This is a genomic window from Ruegeria sp. CDSA141, from assembly GCF_059612005.1.
Genome location: NZ_JBXWPT010000007.1, coordinates 87,110 through 102,552 on the forward strand (window position 1 = coordinate 87,110; position 15,443 = coordinate 102,552).

Genomic DNA, 15,443 nt, shown 5'->3' on the forward strand with positions numbered 1-15,443 from the left:
CTGGGATGGATTGCCTTTGGATCAGCTTTCGTTGGGGTTGGCCTATCTGAGAGCCGAACTGTGATGAAAGAAAAAAAAATTTCTCATATCGTCGAGCCACAATGACAATACAGGCAGTTCTCATCGTATTGACCGCAGCCGTGTTGCACGCGCTCTGGAATGCAGTTGTCAAAGGCGCGCCCGACAAAGCCGTGGTTTTGGGGCTGGTGTCGCTTGGCCACGCTGTGCCTGCGTTGATTGCGTTGCCTTTTGTCGGGTTGCCAGTTTGGGCAGCTGTCCCCTTCATCATCGGTTCGACCCTGATTCACTGGGGTTACTATTGGTTTCTCAACACCGCGTATAAGCACGGTGACCTGTCGGTAGTGTACCCAATCTCACGCGGGATGACGCCAATCCTGGTTACGGTGGGTGCTATCTTTTTTGCGGGTGAGTTTCTGCCGCCGATCGCATGGGCCGGTATCGTCTGCATCTCGGTTGGGATCGGATGTCTGTCCTTGGCCGGGCTGGGCAGAAACACAAACTGGATCGCCGTAGCGGCCGCGTTTGGCACGGGTTTGATGATTGCGTCCTATTCGATCGTGGATGGTATCGGTATCCGGCTTTCCGGGAATACGTTGGGATACATTGCAGCATTGTTCGTTGCCGAGATTATTGTTGCCGGGTTTATCTTCACGACCAGATGGCAGCGTTTCGTTGCACTGCCCAAGCGCTATGTCTGGGCGGGCCTGACAGGCGGCGTCATCTCTGGGCTGGCGTACGGGTTGGTACTCTATGCCAAGACCATTGCGCCCTTGGGCGTGGTATCCGCCCTCCGGGAAAGCTCAGTTATCTTTGCGTCGCTTATTGGTGTGATGTGGTTTGGTGAGGGTCCAAAATCCAACAGGCTTCTTGCAGCGACCATCGTCGCGATCGGAATAGTAATCCTTGCAATGACACGTTGAGCGTCCTTCGGGGCATCGAAGAAAAGTTTGCGGAATTCAGACCCTGAAACATGCCTGAGTGTTCTGCTGATCGTCATAAGCCAGTTCCGCAATGATTTGGTGGGGTAGGGCGGTTTCGGTTGGGTGGCGGACGGCCCAAACCGCGAAGACCTTGGGGAAACGTGGTTGGTTTTGCCCGCCGTTTTGCCGCCAACAAGCCTGTTGAGCCAGCCGGGTATCCCTTTTTGTCCCAGCCTCAATAAAAAGACAAAGCTTGAAAGATGTCTTGGATGAAACAGAAGCCGAACGCTCTGAACGCAGCGGTTTTTAACTCGCCTTTGGTAATCCGGAAGAGCCGACGAACCGGATGTCAGACCTCAGATTGCCTTCGCGGCAGTCCAGTTTGTCCATTCTCTGTACGAAACCATACCGGCTGGCCGCAATTGGTGCCTGCACGCTGCATGTACACTTGGATATGGATGAAAACGGGGAAGTTTCGCCGATAGGGATGCGTTCGGAATAATGGACCATGAGATCGCACAAAAGCAAAAAACCAGGTTCGTGAATTCGCCCTGTTCGGCCTGAGGCCTTGCCAATGCCACCTATAGGTATTGCTTATGACATCGAAGATATAATCGATTTTTATTGGCGTTTTTATCTGTCAAACTGCTGTCAAACAATCGGTGCATAATAATCGAGTTCGAACGCCGCGTAAGAATGGCGAAAACAACATAATTACCAACAGAGGATCACAATGAAACACACGACATCATTTCTCGCGGCTCTGACTATAGGTGCGCTAACGGCAACGGTTGCGGCATCGGAAACTGAATTGACAGTTTATACCGCAGTCGAGGCGGAAGATTTGGCCCGGTACGCCGAAACTTTCAATCAAAGTCACCCTGATATCAAGATCAATTGGGTTCGCGACTCGACCGGCATCATTACGGCGAAATTGCTGGCAGAACGTGATAATCCGCAGGCAGACGTTGTTTGGGGCCTGGCCGCCACGTCGCTGCTGCTGCTGAAATCAGAAGGTATGTTGGAGCCTTATGCGCCGGCTGGTGTGGAAAAGCTGGACAAAAAATTTGTTGATGGCGACAACCCCCCTGCCTGGGTCGGTATGGACGCCTGGGTTGCTTCTGTCTGCTACAATACAGTCGAGGCCGGGAAGGCCGGGTTGACCCCGCCGACATCCTGGAAGGATCTCACCGACCCAATGTACAAAGATCAGGTGATCATGCCCAACCCGAATTCATCGGGTACGGGGTTCCTTGATGTGTCCAGCTGGTTGCAGATGTTCGGTGAAGAAGGTGGTTGGGAATACATGGATGCGCTGCACGAGAACATTGCACGGTACACCCATTCAGGTTCAAAACCTTGCAAATTGGCGGCAGCAGGCGAGATCCCTATCGGCATCTCTTTCGCGTTCCGCGGGGCAAAATCCAAAGCCGACGGCGCGCCGCTTGAGATCATCGTGCCTTCTGAAGGCGTAGGCTGGGACATGGAAGCCACCGCAATTGTTGCTGGCACTGCAAATCTGGAGGCCGCGCAGAAGCTGGTGGACTTCACGGTCACCAAGGAAGCCAACGAGATGTACAACACCGGCTATGCCGTCGTAGCTTATCCGGGTGTTGCAAAGCCGGTTGAGCACTTCCCAGACGGTCTTCTGGATGCAATGATCGAAAACGATTTTGAGTTTGCCGCCAATAATCGCGCGGCAATCCTGAAGGAATGGCAGTCTCGCTATGACGGAAAGTCGGAAGCGAAGTAATCCCTTTAGCAGGAGAGGCTTTTGTGCCTCTCCTGCACACCAGTATCTTGTTCCCCAACAAACAACTTACTCACCCGGTTCAAACCGGCCAGGATCGGCCGTGCCCGAGGTGCAGATGTGAGGACCTCTCCCGTGCTTCAGAAAACACCACTCGGTGAACTGTATCTCAGCATCCAGAATTTGTGGAAGGCGTTCGGAAGCTTTCTGGCGCTCAAGGACATCTCTCTTGAAATCAATGAAGGGGAATTTGTCTGCTTTCTAGGCCCGTCCGGTTGCGGTAAGACCACTCTTTTGCGGGCGATTGCCGGATTGGATTTGCAGACAAAGGGTACGGTCATGCAGGATGGCAAGGACGTATCCAATCTCCCCCCGTCCGAACGGGATTTCGGGATTGTGTTTCAGTCCTACGCTCTGTTCCCGAACCTGACGATTGAAAAGAACATCGCCTTTGGCCTTGAAAACACCGGCCGCAGCAAATCGGATATCGCTGTTCGGGTAAACGAACTCTTGAATCTGGTTGGTTTGCCGGAACAGGGCAAGAAATACCCAGCGCAATTGTCAGGTGGTCAGCAGCAACGGATTGCACTGGCCCGCGCCATCGCGACCAACCCGGGTCTTTTACTTCTGGATGAGCCGTTATCGGCGCTGGACGCCAAAGTGCGCGTTCATCTGCGGCATGAGATCAAGGAGTTGCAGCGCAAGCTGGGTGTGACCACCGTGATGGTGACCCACGATCAGGAAGAAGCGCTGGCCATGGCAGACCGGATCGTGGTCATGAATCATGGTGTGATCGAACAGGTGGGGCCTCCCACCGAAATCTACCGGGAGCCGGCCAATCTGTTTGTCGCCGACTTTATCGGTGAAATGAACCAGATCCGGTCGCAGGTTACCAAAGGCGGACGATTGAGCGTCGGGGAGAAGACCTTTGCCTGCCTTAGCCACAAATTCAACGATGGGACCCCGATCATCGCAGCTATTCGACCCGAAGATATCATCCCTCATGAAGCTGGTTACCTGGACACAGGTGGCAATCGGAACTGCATAGAGGTCACGCTTGATGAGATGGAGTTCCTGGGTTCGTTCTGGCGCTGCCGATTGAACAACGAGAGGTTCGGATCATCGGAACTAATTGCGGATTTCTCGATCAACGCTGTACGTCGTCTTGAGCTGGAAGAAGGGCGCAGCATGGTGATTGAGCTCCCCGAAAACCGTCTTATGGCTTTTGACGTCCCGGAGGCTGAGGCATGAGCTCGCTTTCGACCAACCAAGGCACCTTGCCTGTCGGGCCGGACATCAAGCCAAAGCTCAGCCGCGACGACATCCTGATGCGCGGAAGCATGATGGTGATCGCGCTATATCTAGTGGTGACGTTGGCGTTGCCACTTTACACGATGCTCTCCAAGTCGTTCTCGACCTATCGGATAGAACTTTCCCAGTATGAGTTTCAGGTAAGTGACGATGCAGGCGTATTCGATGGAACGATCCTGTCGGCTGACGAACTGAACAGGCAATTGAGGGTCTTTTCCGACACTGATCTGGTGACGGGCTCGGACGGACGTTTGCCTGTGACCGGACTCTTCCCTGATTTTAGCTTTCGCAGCCCGGTCATGTACAAGATCCGTAACACAACGGATACCGGGCGCTTTCTGGTCGGGTCGACTTTGAATGAAGGCACCGATTGGGTCGAGCTTGATTCCAACACGTTCCGCCGGGTGCAAATGCGGCCGGTCCAGTCGCGAGGGCTGGACAATTTCATTAACTACTTCTCGACACCGGCACTGTTCAATTCGATCAAAAACTCTCTTTGGATTTCGGTTGTCAGCACCATTGTAACGGTGACGCTGGCGTTTTGGTTCGCCTATGCGCTGAACCGAAGCTGCATGCGGTTCAAAGGCGTTTTTCGCCTCATTGCCATGGCACCGATCCTGGTTCCGTCGCTCTTGCCGGGCATCGCGTTGGTCTACCTTTTCGGCAACCAGGGGATGATCAAGGAGTTGCTGTTTGGTGCCAGCATTTACGGCCCCATCGGCATCGTGATCGGATCGGTTTTCTTTACCTTTCCGCACGCATTCCTGATCATATCGACCGCGCTCGCGATATCTGACGCGCGCCTGTATGAAGCTGCTGTCAGCTTGCGGTCGACACCATGGCGAACCTTCTGGACCGTAACGATACCCGGGGCCCGCTATGGGCTGATCTCAGCGGCCTTTGTTGTTTTTAATCTGGTGATCACCGATTTCGGTCTACCCAAGGTCATCGGCGGTCAATTCAACGTGCTTGCAGTGGATATTTACAAACAGGTGATCGGTCAGCAGAATTTTGAGATGGGCGCTGTGGTATCGGTGGTTCTTGTCATCCCGGCCATCCTGGCATTTGCCATCGACCGGATGGTTCAGTCCAAGCAGGTGGCGCAGCTTTCGGCGCGTTCTGTGCCGTATCAGCCGACTCCAAACCCAAAGGCTGATCGCATATTCCTGATCTACTGCAGCTTGGTCGGCCTGTTCATCGTCGGTCTTTTGGCTGTGTGTCAGTTTGCGGCGCTGATCAAGTTCTGGCCGTACGATCTGAGCCTGAGCCTCAAGAACTATCAGTTCAACAGAATGGACGGCGGCGGCTGGGGATCGTATTTCAACTCGATCAAACTGGCGTTGCTGACGGCGGTTATCGGCACGACAGTTGTGTTCTTCGGGGCTTATTTGGTGGAAAAATCGAACGGGTTCAGAACCGGTCGGTCGATTTTCCAGATGTTTGCGATGCTGCCGATGGCGATCCCGGGCATGGTATTGGGGCTGTCGTACATCTTCTTCTTCAACAACCCATCCAACCCGCTGAATGGGATTTACGGCACGATGGCGATCTTGGTGATTTGTACAGTGACCCACTTCTACACCGTGTCGCACCTGACGGCCGTCACCGCGCTCAAGCAAATGGACAGAGAATTTGAGTCGGTGTCGTCTTCGCTCAAACAACCAACGATGAAGCTGTTTGCACGGGTAACGGTTCCGGTTTGCCTGCCAGCGGTTTTGGATATCTCAATCTATCTGTTCGTCAACGCGATGACGACCGTGTCGGCAGTGGTGTTTCTTTATTCTCCCAAAACGACGCTTGCGTCCATCGCGGTGCTGAACATGGATGATGCCGGGGATATCGCACCGGCGGCGGCAATGGGTATGATGATCTTTTACACCAACGCCGCTGCCCGGATCGTTCACCTGATTGCTTCAAAAGGCATTCTGAAGCGCACTCAGGCTTGGCGAAGCAGGTAGTCAAAGAACTCTGCCCCGCCGCTGATCAGGTATCGGCGGCGGGGCTTTTTTCTTCCAGCGCGCGCTGGGCGAAGTCCATAAAGGCTCGGATGATCTTTACGTTGCGCCGTTGCGAAAGCGAAATCATGCTTTCACCCATTTGCAACTTCACGCCTTTCAGCTTGATTTGCCGTAACCGATCATCGTGCCCATACTCTGCTTCAGAGACAAATCCGATGCCTGCACCCGAGGCTACAAGCTCGCGAACGGCCTCGCGCCCTTCCGCAACGATTGCAGGATTCAACGTGATACCGCGCCTTTCGGCTTCTTCTTCCAGTTTCTGACGTGTTTTTGACCCATGCTCTCTGAAAACCAGCGGCTGATCGGCCAACTCTTCCAAAGAAAGCGAAGGTTTGGATGCCAAAAGCACACCTTGCGCGGCGAAGGCCACGATTTCAGTGGACCCCAGGTTCAACACATCCATATCCTTGCCAGGAGACAAGCTGCCAACAACGCCGATCTCTGCGTTGTACGACCGAAGTTCTTCCAGAATTTCTTCGGTGTTTCCGGTCCGCACGGTGATGGTGATTTTGGGGTACTTCTTTTGAAACGAACCCAGGAAAGACGTCATGTGATGCGCTGAGTCGGCAATGATCCGCAATTCCCCGTCGATCGCGGCCTTGGTTTCCGAGAGGTAGTCCTCGATCTGATCTTCGATCTCAAAATACTGCTTTGTGAACTGGTAAAGCTGTTCGCCTTCGGGGGTGAGGTTCACGCGTTTTCGTTCGCGCTGAAACAACAACAGGTCGTGATCCTGTTCCAGCTTTCGAACCTGTTCGGAAATCGCCGGCTGCGTCAGAAAAAGTGCCTCGGCCGCGCGGGAAAACCCGCCATGTTTGGCCACGTAATGAAAGGCTTTGAGCTGGCTGTGCCGCATCACCGGTCCCCAATGATTAATGCATAGGCTGCACTTATAATTAGATTGATATTTGCAATTTCACATATAGCAACCGTTGCTGCAATGGTGTTTGTGAAAACGCTGTTCTGGAGCCTGGTAATGACGCCATCCCATCCAAAAATCGAGCAACCGCGCCTCGGCGAACCATACCTTTTGACACCCGGGCCATTGACGACGTCCTATGCCGTGAAAGAGGCCATGTTGCGCGATTGGGGCAGCTGGGACGACGACTTTCGCGCCATGACCCGGGAAGTACGATCAAGCCTGCTGGACCTGCTTGGTGAGGGCGCTGACGCGTTTGATTGCGTCCCAATGCAGGGCAGCGGATCGTTTTCAGTCGAGGCGATGCTGGCATCCTTCATCCCGCCGGAAGGAAAGGCGCTGGTATTGGCCAATGGCGCCTACGGGCAGCGTTCAGCCCAGACATTGCAGTACCTGGGCCGGGACCATATCGTGCTGGACAAGGGCGATTACCTGCCGCCACGGGGCGACGAGGTTGCGCGTATTCTCGCGGATGACCCGGCCATCACGCATGTTGTTGCCATTCACTGCGAAACCAGCTCGGGTATCTTGAACCCTGTTGAGGAAATATCCGAGGCCACATATGCAGCCGGTCGCAAGCTGTTGATAGACTCGATGTCTGCCTTTGGTGCGATCGAGCTCAGGCCCACAGATATTCGATATGACGCCATGGTATCTTCTGCAAACAAGTGCATCGAGGGCGTTCCGGGCTTTGGGTTCATTGTGGCGCGCAAGAGCGAACTGGAAGCCGCAAAGGGCAACAGTCATTCCCTGTCTCTGGATGTGCACGCCCAGTGGGCGCACATGAACAAGACCGGTCAATGGCGCTTTACCCCGCCGACGCACGTGGTTGCAGCCTTCATCGAAGCGCTTCGGGCGCACGCTGCTGAAGGCGGCGTTGCCGGCCGCGGCGCACGTTACACCCGCAACCGGGACGTTATGGTTTCGGGGATGCGCGAACTGGGTTTCGAAACACTGCTGGACAGCCGTTGGCTGAGCCCGATCATCGTTACGTTCTTCTGCCCCGCCGACGAGAAGTTCGTATTCGATCAGTTCTATAACCTGATGAAAGACAAAGGGTTCATTATCTACCCGGGTAAGCTGACCGTCGTCGACAGTTTCCGCGTCGGATGTATCGGTCAGATGGACGAAGACGTCATGCGTAAGGTTGTGAACGCAGCAAAAGAATCCCTGGACGAAATGGGCGTTACAAGTGCCGCTCCTCCTCTCCGGGCACTGGAAGAACGCGCCAAGTTGGCCGCTTAAACATCAAGGAAAACACAGATGACTATCCAAACTCCTGTCGAAGCAAATGAGCGCGTCTATCCGACGCCGAAGGTGCCCGCCATTGCCATCTGCCTTGATGGATGTGAACCTGAATACCTCGATGTCGCGATTGCGAAAGGGCTGATGCCCAACCTCAAGCGAATGCGGGAAGAGGGCACGGACCGGCTGGCACATTCCGTTATCCCGTCGTTCACCAACCCCAACAATCTTTCGATTGCCACCGGGCGTCCTCCAATCGTGCACGGAATCTGTGGCAACTACCTCATCGACCCAGACAGTGGTGAAGAGGTGATGATGAATGATGTCCGCTTCCTGCGTGCGCCGACCATCTTTTCCCAGTTCTACGACGCGGGTTTTCGCGTGGCGATGGTAACCGCCAAGGACAAGCTGCGCGCGCTGTTAGGTGCCGGGCTGAAGTTTGACGAAGGCAGGGCGGTCGCGTTTTCTTCCGAACGGTCGGGTGAAACGACGCTGGCGGAACACGGCATCGACAACGCCAGCAAATGGCTGGGCATGGACGTCCCCGAGGTTTACTCGGCAGAGCTTTCCGAATTTGTCTTTGCCGCTGGCGTCAAGCTGCTGAAAGAGTTCAAGCCCGACGTGATGTATTTGTCGACCACCGACTATATCCAGCACAAGTTTGCACCCGATCAAAAAGGCGCACTCGATTTCTATGCCATGTTCGACCGGTATCTTGGCGAACTGGATGAATTGGGTGCGGCCATCGTGGTGACCGCGGATCACGGCATGAAGCCCAAGCATTTGGCGGATGGATCGCCCTCTGTAGTTTACGTGCAGGACCTGATGGACGAATGGCTGGGCAAGGACGCGGCACGGGTCATCCTTCCGATTACCGATCCATACGTCGTGCATCATGGCGCGTTGGGTTCCTTCGCAACCGCCTATTTGCCTGACGGAGCAGACCGGGACGACATCATCGGCAAGCTCAAGGCGACCAACGGCATTACGCACGTGCTGACCAAGGCCGAAGCGATCGAGCAATTCGAATTGCCAGGCGACCGCATTGGCGACATCGTGATGGTTTCCGGCGAAAACATCTGTATCGGCACGTCCGAGCATCGCCATGATCTGGCAGCGCTCAAAGAACCGTTGCGCAGCCATGGCGGTTTGACCGAACAGGAAGTTCCCTTCATCGTGAACCGCGTCATCGACCTGCCGAACCAACCCGTGCTGCGCAATTTCGATGCCTTCTTTTACGCAACAACAGCGGCGGCACAGTAAGCTATGAAAGATCAGACCATGTCGAAAATCGAAGTACGTAACGAGGGAATGCGGATCGGTGGCGAGATTGTCTTTACCGACGACACTGTTCCCGTTCTCTACCCGTACACCAACGAAGTCGTGGGTCACGTACCAGCCGGTAAAGCCGAACATGCGCGCCGGGCTTTTGGGATTGCGGCGAATTACAAACCCAAGCTGACCCGATACGAGCGCAGCCAAATCCTGCAACGGGCGGGCGAGTTGATCGGCGAAAAGCGCGACTATCTTGCGAAATGGCTGACGCTGGAGTTGGGGATCTGTCACCAGCATGCGATCTACGAAACCAAACGCGCGCAGGACGTGTATCAATTCGCGGCGGCCGAGGCACTGAAGGATGATGGTGAGATCTTTTCCTGCGACCTGACCCATAACGGAAAGGCCCGCAAGATTTTCACCACCCGAGAGCCGGTGAAAGCAATCAGTGCGATCACGCCGTTCAATCACCCGCTGAACATGGTCAGCCACAAGATCGCGCCGTCGATTGCCACCAACAATTGCATGGTTTGCAAACCGACTGAACTGACGCCGCTGACCGCATTGACACTGGCTGACATTCTCTATGAGGCAGGCTTGCCGCCCGAGATGTTCCAGGTCGTGACAGGTTGGCCCGGCGACATTGGCGACGAGATGATCACCAATGAACACATCGATATCATCACCTTTACCGGCGGTGTGCCCGTGGGCAAGATGATCGCCGAAAAAGGCGTCTACAAGCGTCAGGCGCTGGAACTTGGCGGCAACGACCCTCTGATCGTTCTGAATGACCTCACTGAGGCCGATTTGGACAAGGCGGCAACAATTGCCGTGGCGGGGGCTACAGGAAACTCCGGTCAGCGTTGCACGGCGGTCAAGCGCATACTCGTGCAGGAAAGTGTGGCCGACAAGTTTGTGCCGCTGGTTCTTGAGAAGGCGAAGAAGATCAAGTTCGGCGATCCGCAAGACCCAGAAACCGAACTGGGATGCGTGATCCATGACAAGGCCGCCGAGATTTTTGAAAACCGTGTTCTTCAGGCGGAAAAAGAGGGGGCTGAAATTCTGTACCACCCCGGCCGTCAGGGTGCGCTGCTGCCGCCTATCGTGGTCGACAAAGTGCCCCATGACAGCGAATTGGTGATGGAGGAAACCTTTGGTCCTATCGTGCCGATCGTTCGCGTGCCGGACAACGACGAAGAGGTGATGGCAATTTCAAACGGCACCGAGTTTGGCCTGTCTTCGGGTGTCTGCACAAACGATCTGAACCGGGCGATTGCTTTCATCAACGGGTTGAACGTCGGCACCTGCAACATCTGGGAACAGCCGGGCTATCGCATTGAAATGTCGCCCTTTGGCGGCATCAAGGACAGTGGAAACGGGGTGAAGGAAGGCGTCATCGAAGCAATGAAGTTTTTCACCAACGTCAAAACCTATTCGTTGCCGTGGCCTAACTAAGCGTACCGCCTTTTCCCCATCTGTGGAAAGGGTAACACAGTTCCTCCCTGGTACTGGCGGGCCTTGCGGGGTCCGCATCATTTGATGACGGCAAAGAGGAGCGGACATGCCACAAATTGTCCATACTGAAGGGGAATCAAACACGTCTGAGGCGCGCAAGGTGTGGTTGCAAAAGTCCATGGGGCCGAAGTCAACGCCATTGCTCAAACGCGATGCGAACGTGTTCCTGCATCAATCTCTATCCTCACCTTGCGTCAGCACCATTGCAAAGGCCGAGGGGATCTGGATCGAGGATATGGAGGGCCGCCGGTACATGGATTTCCATGGCAACTCGGTGCACCACATCGGTTATGGCCATTCCCGTTTGGTTGCCGCCATTAAGGCACAGCTTGACGATCTTCCTTTTGCGCCACGCCGCTTCACCAATGATCCGGCCGTAGAGTTGGCCGAGAAACTGGCAGAGATCGTGCCTGGCGATCTGGGGAAAATGCTCTTTACCACCGGCGGCTCTGACGCCAACGAGGTCGCCCTCAAGATTGCACGCGCCGCTACGGGTCGGTTCAAAACGATCAGCTTCTGGGATGCCTTCCATGGCGCTGGTTTCGGCGCCGCAAGTGTGGGCGGAGAGGCGACGTTTCGCAGTCATATCGCAGGCCCCCTCCTGTCCGGTACCGAACATGTCGCCCCCTTTGCCTGCTATCGATGCCCGTACAATCACGCGGGCCCCGAAACCTGCGGACTGGCCTGCGCGAAAATGGTCGAATATGTCCTCGAGCGTGAAGGAGATGTGGCGGCTGTCATAGCGGAACCGATGCGCGCTGTGCCCTATGTCCCTCCGCCGGGGTTCTGGAAGACGGTTCGCGAGGCGTGCAACCGTCACGGGGCGCTTTTGATCATGGATGAAATCCCAACGGGTCTTGGCAAGACTGGCAAGATGTTCGCCTTTGAGCATGACGAGATCATCCCGGATATCGTGACACTTGGGAAAGCGCTTGGCGGCGGCATCCTGCCCATCGCGGCCTGCGTTGCCCGTACGCAGCTGGATGTTTGCGGAGATTTTGCCATCGGACATTACACGCACGAAAAGAACCCGGTCACTGCCCGGGCCGCTTTGACGACGATCCAGATCATCGAAGACGAAGGCTTGGTTCACCGTTCAGCGGAACTGGGTGAACATGCCATTGGTCGCTTGATGGATGAACTTCAGAACGTTCCGATTGTCGGAGACATCCGGGGAAGGGGCCTGATGTTCGGGATTGAAATCGTCGATGATCGCGCCGACAAAACGCCGGGGAACGCGCGCGCCGAACGGATATACTATGCCTGCCTCGAGGCCGGTCTAAGCTATAAGATCAGCCAGGGGTGCGTTCTGACATTGTCACCGCCGCTGACCATCTCGCGTTTGGACCTGGACCGCGCAATCGACATTGTAATTGCCGCAATCAAGGCCGAGAGTTGACGTCCGCGACCAACCTCGTGTCACAATAGGATCAGTGATCGCGCCCTTCCGGGACCTCTTGGCCAACCTCATAAGCGACGGGTGTTCCGTCAAAACGCTTTGAAATGGTTGCAGTGAAACACACAGGAGTTTACGCCTTGTGGGCCACAATGGGATGTAACACTTCCCAATCGCGGTCAGACACATGAAAAATACCATGCGCTGCGATACACTGAGCCAACAATAATAACGGGGTAGAGTATGGCAATTGTCAGCTTCCTTATCAGCCTTGCCGGGGCGACGATGCTGCTTCTTTACGCGGTTCGCATGGTGCGAACCGGGATCGAGCGCAGCTATGGCGCGTCGTTCCAGCGTGTAATGACCCAACAGCGCAGTTACCTGCAGGCCTCGGTGGTTGGCTTGACGATGGCGGTTGTGCTGCAAAGCTCGGCGGCTGTTGCTCTGTTGACCTCGGGATTTGCGGCCAGTGGAATGCTCAGTTTTCCTGCCGGCCTTGCGATTGTACTTGGCGGCGATCTGGGTTCGGCGCTGATCATCCAGATACTTTCGTTCCGGTTGGACTGGCTTGTTCCAATGCTGTTGGCGGTTGGGGGGTATCTGTTCGTAAAGACCGAAGCCAAAAAAACGCGACAGCTGGGGCGCATTCTGATGGGTGTGGCCTTTATCCTGATCTCGCTTCGGTTCCTTCGCGAGGCGATGGATCCCATTCGGGATAGTGCGTTTCTGCCTGCTGTGGCGGATTATCTGGCGCGCGATTACATCACCGCGTTCCTTGTAGGGGGCGCTTTGGCTTTCATCATGCATTCCTCGGTGGCGGCCATCCTCATGTGTGTGACCCTTGTACAGATCGGAGCGATCCCGTTTGCCGCTGGAATGTCCTTGGTTTTTGGCGCAAACTTCGGCTCTGCCTTCATTCCGATTTGGCTCACCCGCGCCATGCCAGCCCCGGCCCGGCGCATTCCCTACGCCAACCTGGCATTGCGTGGCAGTTGGGCTTTGATGAGTTTATTTGCGGCCAACATGGCTCTGCGGACCGGGGTATTGGGCGATCCGCAAGGCGGGCAGATGCTGGTCAATGTGCACGTTGTGTTCAATTTGTCGCTGCTGGTCCTCGCCTTACCGTTTTGTGGCAAATTGAAAGGCCCGTTCGAAAGGTTCTTGCCTGATCAGAAAAAGGCAAATGTACCGCAACCGGCACGACCGGCCAGCGCATTGGACATAGGCAATGTGGCAAATCCCAGCCAGGCCCTGCCGAGCCTCAAGCGTGAGTTGTTGCGGATGAGCGACCTTGTCGAAACCATGTTCCGGCCTTGCCTGGAATTGTATCGCAGCGGCGACAAACAACAGATTCGAGCGGTGCAAGCCATCGACGAAGACGTGAACAATTGCCTGTCCGGGATCAGGGCATTCGTTTCGGCGATTCCGCCGGATGTTTACGAAAAAAGGGACGCAAAAACTGCACGCGACCTTATGGAGTTCGCTATCCGGCTTGAGACGGCCGGCGACGTCGTTGCCAAGCGCTTGACAGTGTTGGCGGGTGAAATGCGGGCCAAGGGCTCGAGTTTCTCGCAGGAAGGCTGGTCGGAACTTGTTCAGATGCACGAGGGCATTCTGGCTAATGTGAAGCTGGCTTCAAACGTACTCATTTCAGACGATCTGGAAAGCGCGCGCCTGCTCAGCCTCGAGAAGACCGAAATCAAACGGGTGGAACGTGAAAGCCGAAAACGACACCTGCGCCGATTGCAGCACGGGTCACGGGAAAGCTTCGAAACCAGTGATATTCATCTTGAGACGTTACGTGCGTTCCGAGAGTTCAACAGCCACATTGCATCTATTGCGTACCCGGTTCTGTACCAGAATGGCCAGCTTCTGGAGACGCGGTTGATCGACGAAATTGCGGAGTAGCCGAAAGCCAAGGAGAGTTCGCTCTCAAATCTGCAAAAGCAAAGAAACGGTGCTACACTCTTGATGACGGCAGGGAACAGGAGCCGGACTCAATGCAAGCAAGGGAAAAGAAAAGAAAAAAAACGAAAATCGAAGCATCAAAGTGGCTTCAGGCTCGAAATTTGATTTTGAGATTGTTCGGCGTCTCTGGCACCTTCCGCCCGGAGCACCGCACAAGAGATCACATCAATTCAAGTGAACCAGCTTCTCCTACAGTTGAGGGCAGGTCTTCAGATGCACGATCGTACCGTTTGATGCACGGAATAGATGGCAGAATTCAAAATGTCGCAGTCCAAAAGGCGACCACGTTTTACCTGCCTTGATGCCTGATCGCGCGTCGGTTTTTTTGGGGGCTTGCGGAATCCTGACCTGTGAAAATCTCAGTTTTCAGCAACGCCGCGGGGTATGGAGGGTGTGACCGTCGCTTGGTAACGTGTTCGCGTGAACCTGCCGTTTGGAGCACTCAAAAACGGCCATTCTGTTTGCGGCTGCCTGCTAACACGGCATTTTTTCTAAAGCGAAAGGAATGAGCCTTCCGCTGGTGTGTTCAAAGCTGTGCAACTAAACCAAAAACAGAAGGCAAATAAGTCCCTCGACAATCGATATCAACAAGAAGGAATGGGCAGGGCATTGCTGCGTTTGATTTCGCGGAGAACGACATTCGTTTGCGCGCTTTCCACTGCCGGCAGGCGAAACAGGAATTCTTCAAGAAAAACGTTATACGCCCCGATATCCTTGCAGATCACCCGCATGTGGTAGTCTGCCTGCCCGGTCGTTGCGTAGCATTCCATTACTTCCGGGCGCGTCTCGATCGCTGCAATGAACTGCTCTAGATGTTCCGGATTGTGCCGGGTCAGATGTACATGCACCATGGCCTGAAATGAAAGCCCTGCGTGTTGGGGCGACAATTCGGCCCGGTACTGCGAAATCAGACCGGCCTCTTCAAACGCACGAACTCGACGCCAGCAGGCAGAAGATGACATGCCCACTCGTTCTGCAAGGTCAGCGTTTGAGATGCGGCAATCATTCTGAAGGATCGCGAGAAGTTGGCAGTCACGTGAGTCGAAAAGCATCCGGGAAAAATACCCTAAATTTCGACAAAAGAAGAGAGAATTTTTCAACAATA

At 54.9% G+C, this 15,443-nt stretch carries 11 protein-coding genes; 9 read left to right on the plus strand and 2 right to left on the minus strand.

Annotated features, from left to right (window positions below; genetic code table 11):
* Window positions 1–101: 101 nt before the first annotated feature.
* The 4 genes from AC2FLP_RS12170 to AC2FLP_RS12185 all read left to right on the plus strand — a co-directional run bounded on the left by AC2FLP_RS12170 (window position 102) and on the right by AC2FLP_RS12185 (window position 5,960).
* Window positions 102–941, plus strand: coding sequence for an EamA family transporter (locus AC2FLP_RS12170; protein ID WP_299897707.1), 840 nt, complete (start codon window positions 102–104; stop codon window positions 939–941).
* A 733-nt stretch (window positions 942–1,674) separates the two neighbouring features.
* Entirely contained in the window at window positions 1,675–2,694 is a 1,020-nt protein-coding gene (locus AC2FLP_RS12175; RefSeq protein WP_299897710.1) for a putative 2-aminoethylphosphonate ABC transporter substrate-binding protein, read from the plus strand.
* Between the two features lie 132 nt (window positions 2,695–2,826).
* Window positions 2,827–3,942 (plus strand): putative 2-aminoethylphosphonate ABC transporter ATP-binding protein, encoded by a 1,116-nt coding sequence (locus AC2FLP_RS12180; RefSeq protein ID WP_496684732.1) that lies wholly within the window; start codon window positions 2,827–2,829, stop codon window positions 3,940–3,942.
* Window positions 3,939–5,960, plus strand: coding sequence for a putative 2-aminoethylphosphonate ABC transporter permease subunit (locus AC2FLP_RS12185; RefSeq protein ID WP_496684734.1), 2,022 nt, complete (start codon window positions 3,939–3,941; stop codon window positions 5,958–5,960). Before AC2FLP_RS12180 ends, AC2FLP_RS12185 begins: the two co-directional genes overlap by 4 nt.
* 25 nt (window positions 5,961–5,985) lie before the next feature.
* Here AC2FLP_RS12185 and AC2FLP_RS12190 read toward each other — a convergent pair whose 3' ends face one another.
* A complete protein-coding gene (locus AC2FLP_RS12190; RefSeq protein WP_496684736.1) occupies window positions 5,986–6,876 on the minus strand; it encodes a LysR substrate-binding domain-containing protein in 891 nt (296 codons plus the stop codon).
* A 120-nt stretch (window positions 6,877–6,996) separates the two neighbouring features.
* Here AC2FLP_RS12190 and AC2FLP_RS12195 point away from each other — a divergent pair, with 120 nt between their 5' ends.
* From AC2FLP_RS12195 to AC2FLP_RS12215, 5 genes are all read left to right on the plus strand, one after another.
* The gene (locus tag AC2FLP_RS12195; protein WP_117874015.1) at window positions 6,997–8,184 is read left to right on the plus strand and encodes a 2-aminoethylphosphonate--pyruvate transaminase; all 1,188 of its coding nucleotides are present in this window, start codon (window positions 6,997–6,999) and stop codon (window positions 8,182–8,184) included.
* A gap of 18 nt (window positions 8,185–8,202) precedes the next feature.
* Window positions 8,203–9,447 (plus strand): phosphonoacetate hydrolase, encoded by a 1,245-nt coding sequence (gene phnA / locus AC2FLP_RS12200; RefSeq protein ID WP_117873036.1) that lies wholly within the window; start codon window positions 8,203–8,205, stop codon window positions 9,445–9,447.
* An 18-nt stretch (window positions 9,448–9,465) separates the two neighbouring features.
* Window positions 9,466–10,914 carry a phosphonoacetaldehyde dehydrogenase gene (gene phnY / locus AC2FLP_RS12205; RefSeq protein WP_496710058.1) on the plus strand — a complete coding sequence of 483 codons (1,449 nt, stop codon included), beginning with the start codon at window positions 9,466–9,468 and terminating at the stop codon, window positions 10,912–10,914.
* A gap of 106 nt (window positions 10,915–11,020) precedes the next feature.
* Entirely contained in the window at window positions 11,021–12,373 is a 1,353-nt protein-coding gene (pbfA, locus tag AC2FLP_RS12210; protein ID WP_496684740.1) for a (R)-1-hydroxy-2-aminoethylphosphonate ammonia-lyase, read from the plus strand.
* A gap of 240 nt (window positions 12,374–12,613) precedes the next feature.
* Window positions 12,614–14,278 (plus strand): Na/Pi cotransporter family protein, encoded by a 1,665-nt coding sequence (locus tag AC2FLP_RS12215; RefSeq protein WP_117873038.1) that lies wholly within the window; start codon window positions 12,614–12,616, stop codon window positions 14,276–14,278.
* 644 nt (window positions 14,279–14,922) lie between these two features.
* On the opposite strand, the gene AC2FLP_RS12220 is transcribed toward AC2FLP_RS12215, so the two are convergent.
* Window positions 14,923–15,390, minus strand: a complete 468-nt coding sequence (locus AC2FLP_RS12220) for an Lrp/AsnC family transcriptional regulator (protein ID WP_299897729.1) — start codon at window positions 15,388–15,390, stop codon at window positions 14,923–14,925.
* Window positions 15,391–15,443 lie beyond the last annotated feature (53 nt).